The sequence below is a fragment of the Bradyrhizobium sp. WYCCWR 12699 genome (assembly GCF_032144035.1).
Taxonomy (GTDB): domain Bacteria; phylum Pseudomonadota; class Alphaproteobacteria; order Rhizobiales; family Xanthobacteraceae; genus Bradyrhizobium.
Genome location: NZ_JAVTJN010000004.1, coordinates 92,341 through 113,281, shown reverse-complemented (window position 1 = coordinate 113,281; position 20,941 = coordinate 92,341). Strand labels below are relative to the sequence as shown.

General features: G+C 58.9%; 20 protein-coding genes. 4 read left to right on the top strand and 16 right to left on the bottom strand.

What is annotated here, in order from left to right:
• Positions 1 to 260: 260 nt before the first annotated feature.
• From RPS27_RS03990 to RPS27_RS03930, 13 genes are all read right to left on the bottom strand, one after another.
• On the bottom strand, positions 261 to 578 hold the full coding sequence (locus RPS27_RS03990; RefSeq protein WP_128929652.1) for a hypothetical protein: 318 nt from the start codon (positions 576 to 578) through the stop codon (positions 261 to 263).
• 1,306 nt (positions 579 to 1,884) lie between these two features.
• Entirely contained in the window at positions 1,885 to 3,117 is a 1,233-nt protein-coding gene (locus RPS27_RS03985) for a type II toxin-antitoxin system HipA family toxin (protein WP_128929653.1), read from the bottom strand.
• Positions 3,117 to 3,497 (bottom strand): helix-turn-helix domain-containing protein, encoded by a 381-nt coding sequence (locus RPS27_RS03980; RefSeq protein WP_128929654.1) that lies wholly within the window; start codon positions 3,495 to 3,497, stop codon positions 3,117 to 3,119. Before RPS27_RS03980 ends, RPS27_RS03985 begins: the two co-directional genes overlap by 1 nt.
• Before the next feature lie 202 nt (positions 3,498 to 3,699).
• On the bottom strand, positions 3,700 to 3,876 hold the full coding sequence (locus RPS27_RS03975) for a hypothetical protein (RefSeq protein WP_232995585.1): 177 nt from the start codon (positions 3,874 to 3,876) through the stop codon (positions 3,700 to 3,702).
• 310 nt (positions 3,877 to 4,186) lie between these two features.
• Positions 4,187 to 4,963: an enoyl-CoA hydratase/isomerase family protein gene (locus RPS27_RS03970; RefSeq protein ID WP_128929655.1), complete on the bottom strand. Its 777-nt coding sequence runs from the start codon at positions 4,961 to 4,963 to the stop codon at positions 4,187 to 4,189.
• The gene (locus tag RPS27_RS03965; protein ID WP_164933837.1) at positions 4,960 to 5,535 is read right to left on the bottom strand and encodes a cysteine dioxygenase; all 576 of its coding nucleotides are present in this window, start codon (positions 5,533 to 5,535) and stop codon (positions 4,960 to 4,962) included. The genes RPS27_RS03970 and RPS27_RS03965 overlap by 4 nt, the downstream gene beginning before the upstream one ends.
• 1 nt (position 5,536) lies before the next feature.
• Positions 5,537 to 6,727, bottom strand: coding sequence for a CaiB/BaiF CoA transferase family protein (locus tag RPS27_RS03960; RefSeq protein ID WP_128929657.1), 1,191 nt, complete (start codon positions 6,725 to 6,727; stop codon positions 5,537 to 5,539).
• 73 nt (positions 6,728 to 6,800) lie between these two features.
• A complete protein-coding gene (locus RPS27_RS03955) occupies positions 6,801 to 8,207 on the bottom strand; it encodes an MmgE/PrpD family protein (protein ID WP_128929658.1) in 1,407 nt (468 codons plus the stop codon).
• Positions 8,208 to 8,247: 40 nt separating this feature from the next.
• Positions 8,248 to 9,303 carry an ABC transporter substrate-binding protein gene (locus RPS27_RS03950; protein WP_194408519.1) on the bottom strand — a complete coding sequence of 352 codons (1,056 nt, stop codon included), beginning with the start codon at positions 9,301 to 9,303 and terminating at the stop codon, positions 8,248 to 8,250.
• Between the two features lie 70 nt (positions 9,304 to 9,373).
• The gene (locus RPS27_RS03945) at positions 9,374 to 10,192 is read right to left on the bottom strand and encodes an ABC transporter permease (protein WP_164933836.1); all 819 of its coding nucleotides are present in this window, start codon (positions 10,190 to 10,192) and stop codon (positions 9,374 to 9,376) included.
• Positions 10,193 to 10,232: 40 nt separating this feature from the next.
• A complete protein-coding gene (locus tag RPS27_RS03940) occupies positions 10,233 to 11,039 on the bottom strand; it encodes an ABC transporter ATP-binding protein (protein WP_164933835.1) in 807 nt (268 codons plus the stop codon).
• A gap of 16 nt (positions 11,040 to 11,055) precedes the next feature.
• Positions 11,056 to 11,688, bottom strand: a complete 633-nt coding sequence (locus RPS27_RS03935; RefSeq protein ID WP_206733166.1) for a thiamine pyrophosphate-dependent enzyme — start codon at positions 11,686 to 11,688, stop codon at positions 11,056 to 11,058.
• 5 nt (positions 11,689 to 11,693) lie between these two features.
• Positions 11,694 to 12,251, bottom strand: a complete 558-nt coding sequence (locus RPS27_RS03930; RefSeq protein ID WP_232995587.1) for a phosphonopyruvate decarboxylase — start codon at positions 12,249 to 12,251, stop codon at positions 11,694 to 11,696.
• A gap of 292 nt (positions 12,252 to 12,543) precedes the next feature.
• Between RPS27_RS03930 and RPS27_RS03925 the strand changes: the two genes are divergently transcribed.
• Both RPS27_RS03925 and RPS27_RS03920 read left to right on the top strand, forming a co-directional pair.
• A complete protein-coding gene (locus tag RPS27_RS03925; RefSeq protein ID WP_128929662.1) occupies positions 12,544 to 13,992 on the top strand; it encodes an aldehyde dehydrogenase in 1,449 nt (482 codons plus the stop codon).
• A 153-nt stretch (positions 13,993 to 14,145) separates the two neighbouring features.
• The gene (locus tag RPS27_RS03920; RefSeq protein WP_128929663.1) at positions 14,146 to 15,405 is read left to right on the top strand and encodes a Glu/Leu/Phe/Val family dehydrogenase; all 1,260 of its coding nucleotides are present in this window, start codon (positions 14,146 to 14,148) and stop codon (positions 15,403 to 15,405) included.
• Positions 15,406 to 15,603: 198 nt separating this feature from the next.
• Here the strand turns inward: RPS27_RS03920 and RPS27_RS03915 are convergent, their stop codons facing one another.
• Positions 15,604 to 16,539: a LysR substrate-binding domain-containing protein gene (locus tag RPS27_RS03915; RefSeq protein WP_128929664.1), complete on the bottom strand. Its 936-nt coding sequence runs from the start codon at positions 16,537 to 16,539 to the stop codon at positions 15,604 to 15,606.
• Between the two features lie 92 nt (positions 16,540 to 16,631).
• Here RPS27_RS03915 and RPS27_RS03910 point away from each other — a divergent pair, with 92 nt between their 5' ends.
• Both RPS27_RS03910 and RPS27_RS03905 read left to right on the top strand, forming a co-directional pair.
• On the top strand, positions 16,632 to 17,480 hold the full coding sequence (locus RPS27_RS03910; protein ID WP_128929665.1) for a MaoC family dehydratase N-terminal domain-containing protein: 849 nt from the start codon (positions 16,632 to 16,634) through the stop codon (positions 17,478 to 17,480).
• A gap of 13 nt (positions 17,481 to 17,493) precedes the next feature.
• Positions 17,494 to 18,645, top strand: coding sequence for a CaiB/BaiF CoA transferase family protein (locus RPS27_RS03905; protein ID WP_128929666.1), 1,152 nt, complete (start codon positions 17,494 to 17,496; stop codon positions 18,643 to 18,645).
• Between the two features lie 137 nt (positions 18,646 to 18,782).
• Here the strand turns inward: RPS27_RS03905 and RPS27_RS03900 are convergent, their stop codons facing one another.
• Both RPS27_RS03900 and RPS27_RS03895 read right to left on the bottom strand, forming a co-directional pair.
• On the bottom strand, positions 18,783 to 20,147 hold the full coding sequence (locus RPS27_RS03900; protein ID WP_128929667.1) for an acetyl/propionyl/methylcrotonyl-CoA carboxylase subunit alpha: 1,365 nt from the start codon (positions 20,145 to 20,147) through the stop codon (positions 18,783 to 18,785).
• Entirely contained in the window at positions 20,147 to 20,914 is a 768-nt protein-coding gene (locus tag RPS27_RS03895) for a LamB/YcsF family protein (RefSeq protein ID WP_128929668.1), read from the bottom strand. The genes RPS27_RS03900 and RPS27_RS03895 overlap by 1 nt, the downstream gene beginning before the upstream one ends.
• Positions 20,915 to 20,941: the final 27 nt, after the last annotated feature.

Here is a 20,941-nt window from a genome sequence, read left to right as displayed (position 1 = left end):
CAATTAAATAAGTGAATCGACCAGGGCCGACGATTCAGAAATTTCATAACGGCATTTGTGGCAATCGCTGCTGAGCTCGCGATAGGTGACCGAGGCGAAGCCCGCAAGCTCCGGGCCTGTCGGACTTCAACGAAAACGGCGAACGCACCGCGAAACAGCGCCGCGGGTACGACAGGCACGATTTTCTGAACTGCCCCGGGCAAGCGCTGGATCAAGATCATGGCGCCCCTACTCTTCATCTACATCACTGAATATCTCGATCAACGCTCCGGAGATCTTCGGCGAAGATTTGAAAGTTTCGCTTCGCCGCGGGGAGGCCGCTGGTCCTCATCCTCGTAGATCATCTCGTCCATCCGGCGCAAAGCCGTTGACAACGCCGCTTGCAACGCGTCATCGTCCCAAAAATACTTTGCGGCGGCCTCGAGAGAATCGCGAAAGTCACGATACATTCCTGCCTGATCGCTCGAGCTGTAACTTCTTCGCGTGCGACCGACCGACGCACCAAGGTCGGCAAGCCATTCCCATTTCACGTCGGCGCAGAGCCGTTCGAATTCGTCAGAAGGCAACAGTGATCGCACACGTCCATCCTGGAAAATCGACTCGTCGAAGCATTCCAGCGTATTCCCGTATCTCCCTCATCAGGTTTCAATGTCCTCTTCGGACAAAGGACGATTTGTTTGAATCGGGCAAGCAAGCGGATGTTATTGCCGTCAGCCATCGGAATATGCAGGGGAACTACCAAATCTCTGGGCGCGCCTCGACGAAAGTGCGCAGAAATCTTCATCACAGCGCTCGGCTAGGAAGTAATGAAGGACGCTATTGATCGGCACGTCCAATAGTACCTTCTGCGCTCTATGGCGTTCTGACGCATCGACATCGCTGCGACGTCCGCAAAACACGTACGCCAGCAGTCGCTCGGATTTGGCTCCGGGCAGGTATATCTCGACGAGGTCGGGGCCTCCCGCGACGAATAGGCATCCGCGATCGTCGGATGACGAAAGGTCCACCTGTCGCCTTCCTCGTGCTCGGCTATAGCAAGGTCATCCAGCGCGCCAAGAGACGATATCGCCGCGATCATCGATTTGCCGGAAGCCGGATCCCGCGAAGCAAGACGAACCGGTGATCCAGCAGCGCTTCCACGCTCCGTCTATGCGCGTCCGTGGTCGCGAAGCAGCGCAGATTTGTCGCCCATCGCGCCGAGTAGATGTCATGCCTGAAGATAGGCTCCGCCGTCGATGAATTGTCGGAGATGCGTGAGGTTGTAGATTCGCGGAATTAGCATCCTCGGGGACGGGCGGCTCCGAAGCTGGGCCGCGACCCAGTCGCCTCCAAACACGCGACAACGCTGCACACCGGCCTTTTCGAAAGCCTGCAGATGCTTGCCTCGGCAGCTCCCGAAACCCCGGCGTTCGTAATGAAGATGTAATCGCCTGCGCGCCCCCTGGGCAGCGAGCTCCTTGGCATTGCCCGGCTGTCGCGCGCCATGGAAAACTGCCCCCTCAGTTCCGGATGGCGTTTGACACCCGGCTTCTTGGTGAGGTGCGACAGAGATAGACGGGCGGCGGCATTTCCGAAATGCTTGATCTGGATCGTGCACTTTCCGGCGCGGGGCGGCCTCGCCTCCTTCCCAAGCGCCGGGAAATGCTCGTCCGACCGCCATCGTGGGAGGCCAAAAAGTTCTGTATCGGGGACTTCAAATCTTCCGCCACGATGGCGAGGCACAAATCTTGGAATGCCTCCCGTCCGATACGAGGCAAATCGTCGATCGTACCTAAGTGGATAGGGCAGAGGGAACCCGGCCGCGCCTTCGCAAGTCTCTGGCGCATCACTACGTAGTAGTCAAATATGATATATTGAAGCAGATAACATTTCATATATGATGAATTATAGACCAAGCGCTGTGTCGCTCTGATCATGGACGAAGGCGGCTTCGTAGTCGCGCGATTGGGCACGGCCGACCCCTGCCCGTCGGAAAGTTTCCCGCCATCCATCGGACACGCGTTGAGCTGTATCTCGGATGATCTTTCGCGCGTTGGCGTCGGTGATTTCGAAAAACTCGCAGGCCTCGAGGGCGAGCTTGATTGATCGGTCGTGCGTGCCACCTTCCATGATCGCCGTCTCGAGATGCGGGTTGCGATCGGGCGCCGGGTTCACATCGAACATCGGCGACAGACGCCACCGTCCCGAACCGACGTACAGGAAGCCATGGTTCTTCAGATGATCATCCTTGTTCGAAACAAGGATAGTGAAGACCATCCGCCGATAGAGCTCCTCAAAATCGACTTGCGGATCCGGAGCTGACGTCCGCATGAAATCGACAATCTCCGTGTACGAACCGAGCTCTAAGCCTGTCTTCCCGAGCGCCGTTCGGGCGGAGATGTAGGGAATGCGGGCGCGGCCGCGTCGATCGAAACGCTGGACCAGCGCGACCGGAAATTTCGTGTCAGCGAGTTCCAGTCTGACCTCTGGAATGCGGATGCCGCACATCCTGGCAAGGTTCAGCGTCGCGACCTCGACCTGTTCGATCGGGTGCTGATCGTGGACGGAAGTGAACTTGGCAAGCCAGAGAACGTCGCCGTCACGAACGTTGGCTTTGGGCCGAGCCCCGCCCGAGCCGCCGGCTCCGGCAAGAGCTTGCATGTCCGCAGGGGAAATCTCCTTGCCTTGTTCGTAGGCGCGGGCAATCGCCGTGATCGCCTCTAGATCAAGAAGACGCGGTACCGCTTCGTTGGCCTTACCGGTAATGATCTTCCCATGTTCATCGATGAAACGCAGAGCACCTTGCCGGCATGTATCGTCGGACAGTGTGAGATATTCGAATTCAGAGAGGCCATTGCCATAGGCACGTTCAAGCAGTCTGCGCCCCCAGCTGTCGGGCGCAGCATCGGAGAAGACGCCAGCAAGCGCCTCGCGCGAATTGCCAGACTGCGCCGACGCATGAAACGGCCCGCCCTCAAAGGGCATGTTCGGCTGCAATGCGAAAGCACGCGGATCCTTCGCCCAGGCCGGGTCATAGGTGAAGATCGAAAATTGACGAGGCCCGGTCTGCGTGAAGCGTAGTTCACCGACTCGCGTTAAGCCTTCGCCAAGGGCTACTTGGGCGTAGTATTCAGTCATCAGAAGGCCACGCCGTTCGGATCAACATCGTCCGGTTCGTTTTTCCCGTCCTTGTCGCCCTGCCTCTCCTGCTTGCGCAGCCTTGCAGCGTACGATCGACCGCGCTGCGGCAACCGCTCCGACGTCAACGCCAAACCCAGATCGTCTTTCCGTATATCGACGAGATCGGCGAGATTCTCGATAAGCCCGAGAGAGACGAGCACGTCCGCGAGCGTGCCTACGGCGACTCCCGGATCGCCTTTTTCCAGGCGTGCGATGGTGCTAGGCGACGTACCCGCGCGCGCAGCCAAGTCGGCCACAGCCACACGACGGCGCAGGCGAGCCGATCGAAGGTCGTGACCAAGACGTTCAAGCGCGGCATTGGATTTGGGCGAACTCATAATATCACCATATGTGGCGACTAACACTTGTTTATATGCCATATATGACGAATTGGTTTACTTGACAACAGCCTGAGCAGCTCCATTTGGGTCCGGAAGCCGGACATTTCTTCGACGCTCGACGAGACATCGCGCAGCTCTAGCTCGGCCCTGATCACCGGCGTGACCTCGATCCTGACCTGCGCGGCGCCTCTCTGGACGGTCAGCTTGATGACAATCTTTCACCGGCGCTGACGACTTCCGTCACCCGTGCTGCCGGCAATCCTTTCCTGATGGCCGCCGCCATGCGCTCCATCGCCGCATCGATCGGGGCCAGAGATTTGGGGCGCGGAACCACCGGCAGATAGGTGTGGTCGATATCCACCGACAGGCGCGGCATGTCGCGGTGGAAAGGATTGATGGCGGCGCCGTCCTCGAGCGCAAAAGTAGGCTCCGCCGCGACGAATATTTGCTAAATGTAAGCTACTCAAAGACGCCTGGGTCCGTCGACGATCTTGTGTGTGATGAGACCAAACAAGCGGAGTAGGCCGGCAAGCAATATCTCGTCAGATTGTCAGACGTCGCAGCTACCATCTCAAAAGAAGCGATGGTGACCGACCGGACGAAACGTTTCGAAGGTCAAATTGTGGCCGGCCCGAGGTAACATCGTTCACGCTGATTGTTCGGCGAGGTTAGATCACGATCCTATATCAAGGTGACGTGACGGGCCAGATCGATTGGCTTGCCGTTCGGTATGATGCTATTCTTTCCTTTAGGCCGACCTGCGAAGCGGACGCGATGAGCCTCAGCATGTCGAAGCCGTCACCCGTTTCTCCGCGAACGCTGCGAGCACTCGCTGCAGCCATCCAAATCGATTGATGCGTCGAACTATCTAGCCGACAGGCGCGAGCGGTCTCGCTAGACACTGCCCTTTCGATGTCTTCGTAGCCAATTTGTTTCATAGCCAAGCCGGATTCCAGCGCGGATTGCGCATCGACCGTCGCCCCTCCCATGATCCATTCCGCGGCCGTCGCGGCGCCGACGATCTCGGCGAGCCTTGAGGTACCCAAGACAAGGCCGAAATTCGCTCCCGGAAAGACGAACGACGACCCCGGTAGGATCCAACGGATGGCACAGGCGCAGAACAGGTCGGCCCCGGCTCCGATCGCTCGCCCTCGGGCTATTGCCAACGTCGGGAAAGGTGCATTCTTGATCGCCTGGAGACAATATTCGATACGGACGAATCTTGCCAATAGCGTATCGTCTGTTTCCTCCTGGAGTCGCGACAGATCAAAGCCAGTGCAGAAGTTGCGCCCACTCGACTCGACGATCATAAGCCTGGCGCACGATCTTCGTGCCTCCTCTACCTCGCGCGTGAGGGCCGCGATCAAACCTGGGTTCAAGGCGTTGCCTACTTCCGGTCGGTTCAGGCGCAATCGCACGACACCGTCGGCGCGACCGACGAAAAGGTCTTCCGTCCCACTCACTGCGCTGGCGCCCAGAGGTTGGGAGTGAGAGCATTGGAATAACCCGAGACAAACTCTTGGGTCTCACCGAGATCTTTGAAGACATGACGTCGGATTCTCCCGATATTCCCACCGTAGCAGTGGATACTAATGGACACGCGGTCATCGAACGCATTTCGCACTTGATGAATGTCGCCAACCGCTTCCGACACGATTTCCACGTCGCCTGGCTCCAGTCGCTCGGAACCACCGATCGGGTCCATCCCATAGGCCGTCCGGCCGTACCTCTGGTTGATCTCGGATCCTCGCAACATGCCGATGACACCCCACACGGAATGGTCATGGACCGGCGTCTGCTGGCCCGGTCCCCAAACGAAGCTCACGACCGAAAAGCGATCAAGAGGGTCTCCATATAGCAGATGTTGCTGATAGAATTTGGGATCGGACAGCGCCATCGTCTCAGGCAACCAGTCATCCGTTGACACAAGCTCGCTCATCGCCTTCCTGACGCGCGAAACGACTATGACTTCGTCCTGAACGTTTTCGACACAGCGTGTCACCTCGGCCACAAATGCAAGCAGCTTTTGGCTCACCTCAGTCCTCCGACCTTGTTGAAACTCGGTTGAGGTCCGGCTGCCTGCGGCTGTAGGCGTCACGGAACTCCTTTGTATGTTCACCCAGCAGGGGCGGTCGGCTCCGGATTTCAAAGCTTTCGCCGCCGAACTTCAGGGGCGATGCGAAAGTCTGCGTCGTTCGTCCACCCGGCAACTGGAGTTCTTTGATCCATCCCATGTGGCGCGTCTGAGGATCTCCAAGGGCCGCGTCGTAGCTATTAATCCTTGCATGAGGCACACGAGCCTTCGCGAAGGCTCCGATCCAGTAATCGACCGGCTGGGTTTCGAATACGGCCTCCAGCAGCTCCTTGAGGGAGTGCTGGTTCGAAGCCCTGTCAGCGGTGGTAAGGAAACGCCCATCGGTGACGAGATAGTCGCGTCCGACGACACGACAGACCTCGCGCCACAGTCCGTCGTTGCCAGCCGCAATCGCGAAGAAGCCGTCCGCCGCTCGATAAGCCTGGTAGGGCGCATTACGCGGGTGGGCGGATCCCAATCTGCGGGGGAGCAGACCAGTCCCGAAAAATTCACTTGTCTGTAACGCGGCTATACCCAACGTGCAGCCAAACATCGGAACGTCTATGTGAGCGCCGTTGCCCCCCGCCCGAACCCGCACCAGAGCGGAGGTCACGGCAAAAGCGGCGTATAGACCCGACGCAAAATCCGAGATCGGAACTCCGCATTTGACCGGCGCTCCATCGCTTTCGCCCGTTACGCTCATCACGCCAGCAGCGGCCTGAATGGTGAGATCAAACCCACCTTCGTCGGCTCGAGGTCCGGTTTGACCATATGCGGATATCGAGCAGTAGATAAGATCCGGCCTCTCCGCGGCGAATTGCGGATAACCGAGCCCCAAGCGCTCCATCACGCCGGGACGATTGTTCTCGATCAGCACGTCGGCATCGAGCACAAGCCGCCGCGCAATGTCATTGTCCTCATCATTCTTGAGATCCAGGACGATCGATTTCTTGTTGCGATTGAGTGAGGCAAAGTTCTCGCTAAATCCTTCTGTCAACGGCGGCCATTGGCGTAAGCCATCTCCATTTGGCGGTTCGACCTTGATGACGCTCGCTCCCATATCCGAGAGCAGCATGGACGCGAAAGGCCCCGCTGCCGTCGAGCAGAATTCGACTACGCTAACCTGATCCAGGGGAAGTGGCTTCGACGACATATTTTTTTCCGGTCGCAGTCGTTCTGCGCTGAATGGATCACGTGAGGCCGGATGCGTGGTCTTCCGGCCGCACTCACGCGAAGCTCGAAGTGCGGAAAGCGTGGTTTGCCTTTGCTCCGAATCGCAGCAAACCGGTGAACCGGGACAGATGCCCTTCGCTCTCGATATTGTTGATGGCCTCGAAGAGCCTATCGGAGGATACCTTGTCCAATCTAGATTTGCAGCAATCGTCGAATTTTGCTTTGCGGTCGTCGAGGCTAAACGGGTATTTGAGGGTACCGACCGGAAGATCCCGCGACCGTTCCAGCGACCGGCCATTCTTCAACTTGACGGTAATGACATGAGGACGCATTAGGTCGACGTTCTTCTGCTCCTCCGCAGGATCGTAGCAACTGACGGTTGTCAGTCCGAAAAGTCGACGGTATTTTTCCTGCTTGACGGATTGCGGCGTGAAGTGACTGAGCTTCGGAGCACCGTCGACAAGAGCCACGGCCATGCAATATTGCATAGAGAATCTAGCCTCCATTTCGGAGACTGGATTTGTGTACATCAGATTTCGCGAGTTACCGTATCCAATTAGCGTGTTGATGCTTTCGACCTCGTCGGCCTCGAACTTCTCTTGCGCCCTTAGCTCGAAGAACGCGTCTAGAACCCGGTGCGTCGAGGCGCAACACGGATAGCGTTTGAACATGAGACCGCGAGACTCCGCCGTCATCGGCGCGCCCAGTTTCTCGATGTTTTTTCCCCAGCCAGCCGGTCCTTTGCCGCCGAACAATTCGAGAAAGCCCATCCCTCCTTCAAGCGCATTCAGCCGTCCCTCGACGCCGGCCGCGGCCAATTGGGCCGCCTCGATGGCGTGCTGAGCGGCAAGCCCGGCGTGCAGAGGCTTTGCCATGCTGCCAAACTGGACCTTGCACCCAGACGCCATACTCGTCCCGAGGCTGAGCGCATGCGCGAAGCGCCTGGCATCCAGCTTGAGAAGCCGCGCGCAGGCGCCGGCGGCTCCGATGCACCCGATCGTCGAAGTGGAGTGCCAACCAAAATCGTAGTGGCTACGCATCACACCGCTGCCGACCGCGAATTGGAGCTCTAGACCGACCAAATAGGCATCGATTAATTCGGCGCCCGAGGATCCCGCTTGCTCGCCAAGCGCCATGAGGGCCGAGACGAGAACCGAACTGGCGTGATTGACGCCCGGAAGGAACGTATCGTCATAGTCCAATGCATGGCCGGCCGTTCCATTTGCGAGCGCCGCCAGCTGCGGCAACACGGCCTTCTCCTCTCCGACGACCGTGCCAGGACCGGCACTATCGGAGGCGTACACCATCTTGCGGACGTTAGAGGCGCCGAGATCGTTGGATCCCGCTATGATGCAGGCAATTACGTCTTCAACAGCGTGCCGAGCGACGTCTCGCGCTGCCCTTGAATGTTCGAAGGGCGCTTCGGACCCCCACTTTGCAAGATGCTCGATGACCGTCATTGAATATTCTCCTCTCTCGGTGTCCAGTTGTCGATTTCCTCTATTGCGGTTTCCAAGCGCGGGCCTGCGCCCGGAGCTCAGCGGGATCGAAACCGCCACAATCGTTCTTGAACCGTTGGTCCGCGTACTTTGATATTTCCATCCGCTCCGGAAGGATTCCGTTCTCGTACAGCTTGTCGACGGTGTGCTGAACGGTCGGCAGTTCCTGGTAGCCGATGATGCCACCGGCTCCTCTGTGGTTCACGACGTCGAGCTTGGCTCTCAGGATGACCTCGCCTTCCCGGACCGCTTCATCAAGTGGTTTGTTCGATGGGAGCTGGCCAGGATAGACCTTAAAGTGATTGCGCACGGTCCCTTCGATGTTTCCTTCGGCGAAGAAGAACGATTCGTAGAGCGCACGGCACAGGCCTGCGACCACCTTCGGATGCTTTTCGATTTCACTGCGGGTGACAACCATACCGACCATACCAACGAGATCGTTCAGCGGGGACGGCACGTCTCTCATCTTCACGCCGAGGAGATTTCCGATCACCGCGTTCGGGCTATCGAACCCCGCGAAAGCCTGGATCTTGCCGCTTTTCAAAGCGTCCGCCGCTGGTGCTCCGAGACCGACCGGCAGGAAGGTCACGTCCTTGTCGGGATCGAGGCCGGCTTCCTTGAGGATAGCCTTGCCATACGGATAGGCCGCCGTGCCAAAACTACCGACTCCAATAACTTTACCTTTCAGGTCTAAGGGACCCTTCACCGGACTATCGGGGGGCACAATCACCCGGAGAGAATTGCCGGGGTCGAACGAGACGATAACAAGGTTCGGGTCTTGACGGGCGAGCGGCAAGAAGGACGCTAACGCCACCAAAGTATAGAATGCATTGCCGTTGCTTACGGCCTGCACCGCAGCCGTCGCGCCAGCGGTAGGTTGAAACTTGACCGTCACCCCCGCGTACTTCTCCGGCAACTTCAAGGTGGGCTGGAGCGATGAGTAAGGCGCGGACCCGATGCTCAATGCTGTATCCGAGGATGCGAAGGTCACTTCCTTCAGACTCTCGGCTTGCGTCGCACCACAGACGAAGACGGACAGATTGGCTGCAACCGCCAAACAACCTACTAAACGCAAGGACTTCCTCCATTCAATCGTGCCGAAAGGCATTGCGTGCCCATACCTGCAATCAGCCCCACGCCATTGACTGAAGAGCTCGGGTCACCGTCCTGACGATGCTTCTAAGGCTTATGCCGATTGCGGCCGTGAGAGCGAGGACCGCATAAACGGCCGCTATGTCGCCCGTGAACGACTTTTGTTGAATGACCTGCCCCAGACCTGCGGCTCCGCCGACCAGTTCGGCAGCGATTGCTCCGAGCAAAGCCAGCACGATGGCCACATCGAGAGAAGGCACGATGAAAGCCATCGCGAAGGGCAGCCTCAATTTGCGAAGTTCTTGTAGCCGCGTCGCCTTCATCGATCGCAGCAGATCGATCATGTCCGAGTTCACTTCAGTGAATCCGGCAAGTGTAGCGGTGAATACCGGAAAGAAGGCGAGTAGAGCCGAAATGATGACCTTCGGTCCTATGCCGTATCCGAACCAGGCTATCAGCAAGGGAGCGATAGCGATCTTCGGGAACGTCTGAACAGCAATGACGTAGGGATAGCCGGCACGCCGCAGGAGCCCCGAATATGCGAACGTCGCCCCCAGAGTGATGGCGACGACCGTTCCAAACAGGAAGCCAAGTACGGTTTCGTTGAATGTCACGAGGATGTCGTTCAGGAAGCGTCCGCCGACCACGCCTTCGTAGAGCGCGCCCGCTACCAGAGCTGGGCTCGGGAGGATCAGAGCGGACACAAGTCGATATTGGGACGAGAGTTGCCAGATAGCGAGAAGCAGCAGCGCAATGCCGAGCGCTAGCAGTGCTGCTCCGAATTTTCGGCCCCCCTCTAGGATCGAGGGGACTGAGCCGATCTCGGATTCGCTTCTCACGGCCTGGCTGGACACTTGCATTCTCCGTTTACAACATCGAACGATAGGTCCCGAGTCACAAATGAAGCCTATCGAAGGCATCCCGGGCTCTCGCCACCTCCCGGAAAAATTCTTGCTTCTTCCGGAGTGAGGCGTCCCTCACAGCGGGAAAGCCCTGCGCTTCGATGATGCTGTCTAAGCGCCCGGGTCTTGGGGCCATCACTCCGATGCGATCAGACAGAAAGACCGCTTCGGATATGTTGTGCGTGACGAAGATGATGGTCTTTTGCGCGCTCTTTTGCAGACCCATCAGTTCATCGTTCAGGCGCTCACGCGTGAATTCGTCGAGCGCGCTGAAGGGCTCGTCCATGGCCAGGATTTCGGGATCTGTGATCAACGCCCGAGCTATCGCCGCTCGTTGTTGCATGCCGCCGGATAACTCGTCTGGCGAGCGATTTTTGAAAGCGGCAATTCCCATCATCTCAAGCAGGCGATCGGCCCGCGATCTCGCCTCTTGCATCGAGCATGATTTCGTCACCTCGACGGGAAGGAGAAGATTCTGAAGAACCGTTCGCCAGGGTAGAAGCGTGGACTTCTGGAAGACCATACCGATCCGTGAATCCGGTCCGGTCACTTGCGTGCCATTTATGAAAACGCCACCTGTCGTGGGGGTGGTGAGGCCGGCGATGATGCGGAGCAAGGTTGTCTTGCCGCATCCCGACGGTCCGATGAAGCTGAAGAACTCGCCCTTCCGGATCGTGAGGGAAAGCGGCTTGAGCGCCACGGTCTGTTCCGAAGCGCCGAGCGCGAAGATCTTCGATACATCGCGAACGTCGATGCCGGTAGCCGACGGCGCGGCGTCTTCGCTGCGTGCCGTCGGCACTTCGCGCCTCTTCGACTCAGCCGCCCGCACGAGCTGCATCCGCCAAAGCAGCCTTGAAACGGACGCGGCACACGGCCGGATCCAGAGTTCGCTTAAACTTCGGCGGATCGGTGGGCTTGACCCGCATCAAGATGAAGACGGCATCTTCAGATTCCCGCAGCAACTTGCTGCCTTTCGGTAGCTCGGCTGCTGTACCGATAGTCAGGGTGCGCCTGATGCCGGACCCGACGGCGATCTTCTCAAGGTCTACGCCCAAACTCGTATGGCTGCGCTGGTAGCCGGTTTCGCCGTAGTGACCGTTGTCGACACAAACGATTCTCAAGTTGGGAGGATTGCGGACGCCGATGGTGGCCAGGGACCCGACGTTCATCAGCAACTCTCCGTCACCGCAAAAGGCGATGACGGTACGATCGGGACGAGCGAGAGCGAGACCCAACCCCATCATCGTCGCCGCCCCCATGGCCCCTCCGAGACCATAGGCGGACGGACCATCGTTCACCAGCGAAGTCACATCGCGCGCGGTGCCAGCCAAGCCCGCGATGAACAGGAACTCCTTGTGACCTCCCACTAACGCTGGAACGGCCTCACGTCGATCAAGGACGTAGCGCTCGTCGAACTCCGGATTGCCAACATTTGCTTTCATGATCATGCCCCCTAGAACGCCTTCGCGCCGATGAGTTTTTGAGTGAGGAGGACCGCAACTGCCTCGCCGCCTTGGAAGGCCATCGTGATGGCAGCCGAGACGACAGGCACGACGTCCTCAGGCCGGTCTACACGCAGACATCGAACCGACATCGCTTCCAGGACCGGCTCGACGGCCCTCCCCATCGGCATCTGCCAGGGATTACCCTCGCCGAAATCTCCGCGCATACTCAGGAGCGTCAAGAAAGGGAAGCGTCCGCCCGCTATCAGGGAGAGAAGGTTGACGCAATTACCCGCGCCGCTGCTCTGCATAAGCAGCACGCCACGGGCGCCGCCCAACTCGGCACCCGCCATCATCGCGACACCTTCTTCTTCGGTTGTAAGCGCGATCGACTCGACCTCGGCATCTGCGAGCGACTCGTTGATGAGAACGGTGTGGCCGGCATCCGGGACGTAGGCAAACTGCGTGAAGTTGTTTCGTCGGAGCAGGTCGTACAACTCATATTGCCAGCCCGCCCGGGCGGCTTCCTTCGCCTTAACGCGGCTCTCTGCGTGCACAGCTGCTGACAATGAACGATCCTCCTTGTATCTCCGACCAACCCGGCAACCGGGACGACGTCGTAGTGATTGCTACGATCAGTGAGCCGGAGACGTCAAGGCGAGATCGACAGCCGGTCGCTTCCCGCGCTGCACCAAACCACGGCCGTCGCGACAAATTTACTCGAAGTCCCCGAAGCTTACGCGCAGGACAAGCCTCCTCTTTCATTTTGATCATACTTCCATAACAGCTGCTGTCGTTGCCCATGCTGCTACCTCGATCTATTGAGCTGCTTGTTGCGAACGCTCAAACGGAGGAGATGGAATGCAGCACTTCGAGATGGTGATCGGAGGAAAAAAGCGCGCGTCAAAGAGCCAACGGCGATTGGAAACACAGAACCCTTTTACATCAGAGACCTGGGCGACTGTCCCGCAAGCCGATGCTTCCGACGTGAACGACGCAGTCGACTCCGCACACAGGTCATTCGTCGAAGGACCTTGGCCTCGGCTGACCGGAAAGCAGCGAGGGGTTATTCTTCACCGGGTTGGAGATCTCGTGCTGAAGAACATCGAGAGCCTGGCGCGATGGGAGATCCGCGACAACGGAAAGACTATTTCCGAAATGCGGACCCAAATGCAGACGATGGCGCAGTGGTATCACTACTACGCCGGCCTTGCCGACAAGGTCCACAGCTCCGTTATCCCCGTCGATCCGGAGAATTATTTCAACTACACACGATACGAGCCGATCGGCGTCGTCGCCGCGATCACTCCGTGGAATTCGCCGTTGAGACTTCTTTCCTGGAAGATTGCCCCGGCCCTCGCCGCCGGCAACACGGTGGTCGTCAAGCCATCAGAATTCACATCCACATCGACACTGTTGTTCGTGGATCTGCTCGAAGAGGCTGGAGTGCCGCCCGGCGTCGTGAATGTTCTTACCGGCTACGGCTCCGAGATCGGACCCGCGCTGGTCCAGCACCCACTAGTCGCCAAGATCTCCTTCACTGGTGGTGTCGACGCCGGTCGCAAAGTCTACGAGCTCGCCGCTCGCCACCTCAAACCGGTAGCCCTGGAACTGGGCGGGAAATCGCCTAACATCATTTTCGAGGACGCCGATCTGGATGCTGCGGCAGCCGGTGCCGTCGGAGGTATTTTCTCCTCGACCGGGCAAACATGTGTCGCGGGCTCCCGCCTACTCGTTCAAGAGACGGTGCTTGAACAGATCCTTGAAAAGCTGGTCCGGCGTGGAAGCGGCATGCGGCTGGGCGACCCGTTGGATCCAGCGACCGACATCGGCCCTGTCGCGACGGAACAGCAATTCCGCAAGATACTTTCGATGATTGACACAGCCAGCTCGGAGGGCGCGCGGCTAGTGCTTGGCGGCAAGCGATCCCACGCCCCGGAATGCGGCAAGGGATGGTTCGTCGAACCGACGATCTATGCCGATGTGAAGAACACGATGACGATTTCCCAGCAGGAAGTCTTTGGTCCCGTTCTTTCTGTTATCGCGTTCAAGGATGAAGAGGATGCGATCCGCACGGCTAATGCGACCAACTTCGGCTTAGCCGGGGGATTCTGGACCAAGGACGTAAGTCGCGCTCACCGCGTCGCAGCCCGACTCCAGGCCGGAACGGTCTGGATCAACATGTATCGGAAGACTGATCCTGCCGTTCCCTTTGGTGGTTACAAGACATCCGGCTTGGGGCGTGAAAGTGGGATCGACGCGATGAAGGATTTCCTTCAGACGAAGAGCGTGTGGCTCCGATTGCAGTAGACATCCCGCTGCTATTTCGGGCCTGCGTGCTTGCACGCCCGCAAGTTCTCACGTGATCGCCGGCGCTGCGAGACAGCCGCGCGTCCTCCATCCGCTCGCGGGCGCTTAGTCGATTGCTCCCGGGCCGTCGCTTATTGATAAATCGGAGCCAAAATGAGCATCTATAGTGGGCCCGTCTTCGAGATGGCTTCACGACAGTTCACCGTGATTGCCGATCATCTGGCAATTCCCATCGACGAACGCAGCCGCTTGCTTCTTCCCAAGCGCGCCATCTCGGTTTCTTGCCCCATCCATTGTGATGACGGGTCGATCTCCGTATTCGAGGGCTATCGAGTCCAGCATCACCTTACACTCGGGCCGACCAAGGGAGGAACGCGCTTTGCCGCTAGTGTTGATATCGGCGAAGTCGCCGCCCTCGCGATTTGGATGAGCTGGAAATGCGCACTGGTCGGACTACCCTATGGCGGCGCGAAGGGCGGTATTCGTGTCGATCCAGCGAAGATTTCCCACCGAGAGCTTGAGGCGCTCTCGCGCCGCTATATGCAGGAGATGATTCCGTTCGTGGGTCCGCACGTCGACGTCATGGCTCCCGATATGGGCACCAACGAGCAAGTGATGGCGTGGTTCATGGACACGTATTCCATGTACCAGGGGCGTACCGTAACGGAGATCGTAACCGGCAAGCCTGTTGGCGCGGGAGGCACCTTAGGGCGTCGGGAGGCGACAGGACGCGGCGTCGCCCATCTGGCCAAACGAGTTTTGAAGGATCTGTCGATCGACTGGTCGACGGCGACCGCGGTGGTTCAAGGCTTCGGCAACGTCGGCTCGTACGCGGCACTGGAGTTGAGCAGGAGCGGCGTCAAGATAGTAGGTGTCGGCGACCACACGGGCGCATTTTACGACCGTGCAGGCCTCAACGTCACACAGTTGATCCGTCATGCGGCGAGGCACGGAAGTCTGTCTGATTATCACGAAGCGCCCCGTCTCGATCCAGCCGAGCTCCTGCAGCTTCCTTGCGACGTCCTTGTGCCAGCAGCCATGGAGCGGGTGATCGATGATCGCGTGGCGCGGGATCTGCGATGTCGCGTGCTTGCTGAGGGCGCCAACGGCCCGACCACTCCGGAGGCTGATCTGGTCCTAGAGAGGCGCCGCAACGAGATATTCCTCATACCGGATATTCTCTGTAACTCGGGCGGCGTGATCGTGAGTTATTTCGAGTGGCTTCAAGACCTCCAGCAATTGTTCTGGGAAGAAGAAGAGGTTATGCGGAGGGAATATCAGATCCTCGATCGCGCATTCAACGATATGGTTACCCGCGCCGCTCGTGACAACGTCTCTCATCGAACCGCCGCCATGGCCATAGGTGTCGAACGAGTGCGGGCAGCGAAAACGACCCGAGGGCTTTTCCCATAATAAGCTCACCATTCTTCGCTAACGGCGAGCGGCACTCTGCCCATCCTCATCTCACGAAAATGCCGAGACCTTTGAAGGCCTCGGCGAGTCAGGGAGGAAACGCCTCATGCGAGGCCGAGATCTAAAGCGCACGCGGCGAACTCTTTGTAAACTCGTTTCTGCCGAAAGCCGCCCTCGCGGTGGGCGAACACTGGCTGATTATGTCCGCAGGGGGCCGGCATCTCCGCCGATTTCGGCGAATCGAGACCTAGTAGACCTCGCTATGTCCGCTATTAGTCTCTGCACCAGATCTGATACGGGACGATCGACCGGGAGGCAGACCACAAGATTGCGTTGGGCCCAGTTATCCGACAACTCGACAGCCCGCGCTCCTGCGTCCTTCACCGAAGAAGAGATGACGCTTACTGGGACGACGGCAACGCCGGCGCCCGCAGCCACCATGCGGCAAACACTTTCAAACCCTCGCAAACGTATGCGGATGACCAGCTCTCGACCGAGCCTTCGCGCATGATCGGCGAGATATGTCTGAATGGATGCCTGCTCATCTAGGCCGATGAAGTGCTCGTTCAACACCTCGGCGAACCCTATTGAGGTGTAGTCGGCGAGCCAATGCCCCGGAGGAACCAGTACGACAAGGCGGTCCACTCCGAATGGCTCCGTTCGCAGCCCTTCAAACTGCGCATTCTCGGCGGCAATTCCGAGGTCTGCTTCACCCGCTCTTACCGCCACCGCGATGAGATCCGACGTCTGCTCCTGGAGATCGACCGTCACGTCGGGATGCCGGGCGAGATAGCTCGCCAAGACATCCGGAAGGAAGCTTGCGATGGCATTCGAATTGGCCCGCATCCGTATCAGGCCCCGTTCGCGCTTTCTCCACGATCGGACCGCCCCGCTCAGCCGCTCTGCCTGCATAAGTATGCTGCGGGCGTGCCCGGCGAACTCCAGTCCCGCTGAGGTCGGTCGTGTCCCTTTGACCGTACGCTCGAACAACTGCAGGCCAGCCCGCTCCTCTAGCGATTTCATGCGTTCGGACAGCGCAGAAACAGAGAGGTTGGCATGTCTGGCTGCCGCGGCAAGCCCACCTCTGTCCACGACGAGCACAAGCAGCCGCAGATCCACCAGATCGAAATGCATGCCTTTCTCCAACTCCGAATGCTGTTGCTGGATAATACGACTGTTGGTCCACCAGCGATATCCAATAGGTTCGACCAGAACGAGAGGTCTAGATGGTTGACGGACACGACTACCAGGAATGGATCGGGCGCACAGTAACCCAGGAAGACATGGTGACAGCCAGTCCGATTGAGCGTCTGGATGCGACCCTCGAAACCGACCACCAGCTCTATTCAACGGGGGTTGCGCTGCCTCCGCTGGCCCACTGGTTGTATTTTCTACCTAACGAACGGCAATCGACATTAGGGCCTGACGGGCATCCCAAGCGCGGGGGCTTTCTTCCTCCCATCCATGACCTTCCCCGGCGGATGTGGGCGGGCAGCAGGCTCACCTTTAAGAGCCCGCTGCGCGTGGGCATGCATGTCAAGCGGACATCGACGATCGAAAGCGTGACGTCCAAACAAGGTACGACCGGCCCTCTGGTGTTCGTCACGGTAGGGCACGCCGTCCACGACGAGAACGGCCATCTACTTCTGACGGACCATCACGACATTGTCTATCGAGATGTCACAGCGCCCGCCGACAGAGCGAGATCAACTGCACCGAAAGGACCATGGCATCGCAGCATCGTGCCGGATACCGTCATGCTGTTTCGCTATTCGGCTCTCACGTTCAACGGCCATCGTATTCACTATGACCGAACGTACGTCTTTGCGGTGGAAGGTTATCCAGGCCTGATCGTCCATGGTCCGCTCATTGCTACTCTCCTGATCGATCTCGTTAGGCGCAGTCTCCCTTCCTCAGTGGTGGTGAAGGCATATTCCTTCCGCGCGGTGTCGCCGCTTTTCGACGGCAGCGAACTTCATCTGAATGGCAGTCCGCCGGACGAAACCGGAAAAATCCTGCTGTGGGCCACGAACGATCGGGACGAGCTTATCATGAAGGCGGAAGCTACAATCTAAGGTCGGAGGTGTCGTGACGCGGCCACTGGACGGGGTATTGGTCATCGCAATCGAGCAGGCAATCGCGGCTCCCTATTGCACGCGTCAGCTTGCCGACCTCGGCGCCCGAGTCATAAAGATCGAACGGCCCGATGGTGGCGACTTTGCTCGGGCCTATGATACGCGTGCGCGTGGTCTTGCCAGTCATTTCGTCTGGACCAATCGGTCGAAAGAGAGCGTCACCTTCGACCTGAAACGGCCGGGAGCGTTGGAAGCCGTGCAACGGCTCATCGCGCACGCAGACGTGTTTGTGCAAAATCTTGCTCCAGGGGCAGCTGCCCGCCTAGGGCTCGCCGATGGCGTGCTGCGCTCCACATACAAGCAGCTGATTACTTGCAACATATCTGGATACGGTCCGAATGGGCCGTGGGAGAAGCGCAAAGCATACGATCTACTGATTCAGGCGGAGGCCGGCTTTTTGTCAACGACCGGCACGCCGGACGCCGTTGCAAAGGCCGGCATCTCGATTGCTGACATCGCTGCGGGCACAATGGCTTTTCAGGGCATTTTGGCCTGCTTGCTGCGTCGAGCCAAAAGCGGACAGGGCGATCATGTCGAAGTCTCGATGCTGGAGGCCATGGTGGAATGGATGGGATATCCGCTTTACTATGCGATGGACGGAGCACAACCTCCGGCTCGGGCGGGAGCTGGCCATGCCACGATCTTCCCATATGGGCCCTACGAAACTGCTGATGGCATGGTACTTTTCGGACTTCAAAATGATCGCGAGTGGGCCGCGTTCACGACGATCGTCTTACAACGGCCCGAGTGGGCCAGCGAAGCACGCTTTAAGGGCAATGCGGGCCGGATGAAAGAGCGAGCTGAGATCGATGCCGTCATCTGTGACACGTTCCGCAAGCTGCCGTCGAACGAAGCCATCTCGCGCCTCGAGACCGCCGGGATCGGTACGGCTCGCGTGAATGACATGTCCGCCGTGTGGGATCATCCGCAACTGCGCAGCCGCAAGCGCTGGGCTTATATCGAAACCCCGGCGGGCCCGATGCCATCTTTGCGACCAATTAGCGGTGAGTCCTGGCAGCCGCGTATGGACCCGGTGCCGTCCCTCGGACAACATACCGAGGCCGTCTTGAAGGAATTCGGTCTGACCGAGTTCCGCGAGAGCTGATATCTTCCTGGGACCCGAGCCCGAAGTCATCGACTCGATCGGACGCGATCTCGCACTGCACGAATTCGCCCAAGGCTGCCCGCCTTTGATGCGTGCTCGATTGCACATTAGGTTCGACGGGCCGTCGCCTATCACGCTCACCGTCGATCGGACGAGGCGCGCCGTCGAAGGATGTCTTCCAAGGAGTGGATGCTAAGGCGCGCGTCCCGAAAGGACGCGTCCTTCAATACCACCGAGTGAAGCTCGGTGTTCAACCGGATACCCTCTGCGCGCAGGTCTGCCAAGGCCGAAAGCATGCGCTCGATACACTCCGAACGATCCTCGCCCCTAGCGATCACCTTGGCTATCAAGGAGTCGTAGTGTGAAGGGACTTCCGAACCTGCCACGATATGGGTATCGACCCGAATTCCCGGTCCGCCCGGAGCCAGCCAGCTCTCAACACGACCAGGAGAAGGAATGCCGTCGAAAGGATGTTCCGCATTGATCCGGCACTCAATAGCATGGCCTCTGCAGGTGACCTCGGATTGACGAAGTCCGAGCGGCTCGCCCAATGCCACCCGAATCTGCTCGCGCACGATATCGATGCCGCTGGTTTCCTCGGTTATTGGATGTTCGACCTGTATGCGCGTATTCATCTCGATGAAAGCGAATATCCCGTCCTGGTAGAGAAATTCGAAGGTGCCTACGCCGCGATAGCCGATCGCCCGGCAAGCGGCTACACAGCGCTCCCCAAGTTCGGCGATATTGGCCTCAGGCACGCCTGGCGGCGGCGCCTCTTCAATTAATTTCTGGTGGCGGCGCTGCATCGAGCAGTCGCGGGCGCCGAGCCATACTCCCTCGCCTCCCCCATCGCAGATGACCTGGATCTCGACGTGCCTCGGGTGCTCCAAAAATTTCTCCAGGTAGATCGTCGGATTGGCAAATGCCCGCCTCGCCTCCTCCCGCGTGGCTCCGATCGCTTGGTGGAGACTTGCGCTGTCTCGTACGATCCGCATGCCGCGACCGCCGCCGCCGCCCGCCGCCTTAATGATAAGAGGGTACCCAACCTCGGTCGCACACGCTTGGCAGAGCTGCGGATCATCGGGAAGCGCGCCATGACTTCCCGCAACGCAAGGCACGCCGAGCTCGCGCATTTTCGCCTTCGCGGCGATCTTATCCCCCATTAGCCGGACAACATCGGAGGTCGGACCAATGAAGATGAGCCCAGCGCCTTCGACCGCTTCCGCGAAGTCTCCGTTCTCCGACAAGAACCCGTATCCGGGGTGAATTGCGTCGGCACCAACGGCGGCTGCTGCGAGCATCACCGCCCCAATATCCAGATAGCTCGTATCTGCCGCCGCGCCGCCGATGCAGACCGCTCGATCGGCAAGAGCAAGGTAAGCCGCCCCTCGATCTGCCTCGGAGCAGACAGCGATTGTTCGCAGCCCCAGCGTCCGACACGCGCGAATGATCCGGAGCGCTATCTCGCCTCGATTAGCGATCAATATGGACCGCACCGACATTACGCCGCAAGCTCCGTTAGCGGAACGATACGTCCTCCGCCGTCTTCGACCACCGTCCTTACGGCTCTCGCGATTTCCACAGCGCCCGGAGTATCGCTATGGACCAGGACACATTTTGCGTCGACCTTGATCCGCTTTCCCGACACGGACGTGATAGTCCCGTCATCGAGGAACTGGCTCATTCTCCTCGCAACCTCGGTCAGATCGGTGATAAGTGCGCCCGGATGTCGCCGATTAACCAAGCGAGCCTCGTCGTCGTATGCCCGGTCAGCAAAGATCTTGCCTACCACCCGCAATCCGAGCGACTTCGCGAATGTGCCTGCGTGACTCTTGACCGAAGCCGCGATGATCAGATCCCTGTCGAACGCCGCGAACACTTCGAGAATCTTCTCGATATATTCCTTGTTTTCCTGTGCCATCTGGCCCAGGGCGCCATGGGTCCCCGCGTGGGTAACCTTGTAGCCATTGACCTTCGCGATAGCAGAAAGCGCACCCAGTTGATAAAGCGCATGCTTCTGCATGTCACGCGGATCGATCTTCATCGGGATACGCCCGAAACCGAGTATGTCCGGCAGCCCGACATGTGCGCCGAGAGCTACGCCGTTCTCTTTCGCTGCCTCGACCATGCGCGTCATGATGACCGCATCGCCCGCGTGAAAGCCGCAAGCGACGTTCGCTGATGAGACCAGCTTCATCAGCGCCTCGTCGTCTCCCATCCTCCAACGGCCAAGGCCTTCGCCAAGATCAGAATTGAGATCAATCTCCATGGGTGCTCCTTTCGGCAGGACCTTCGT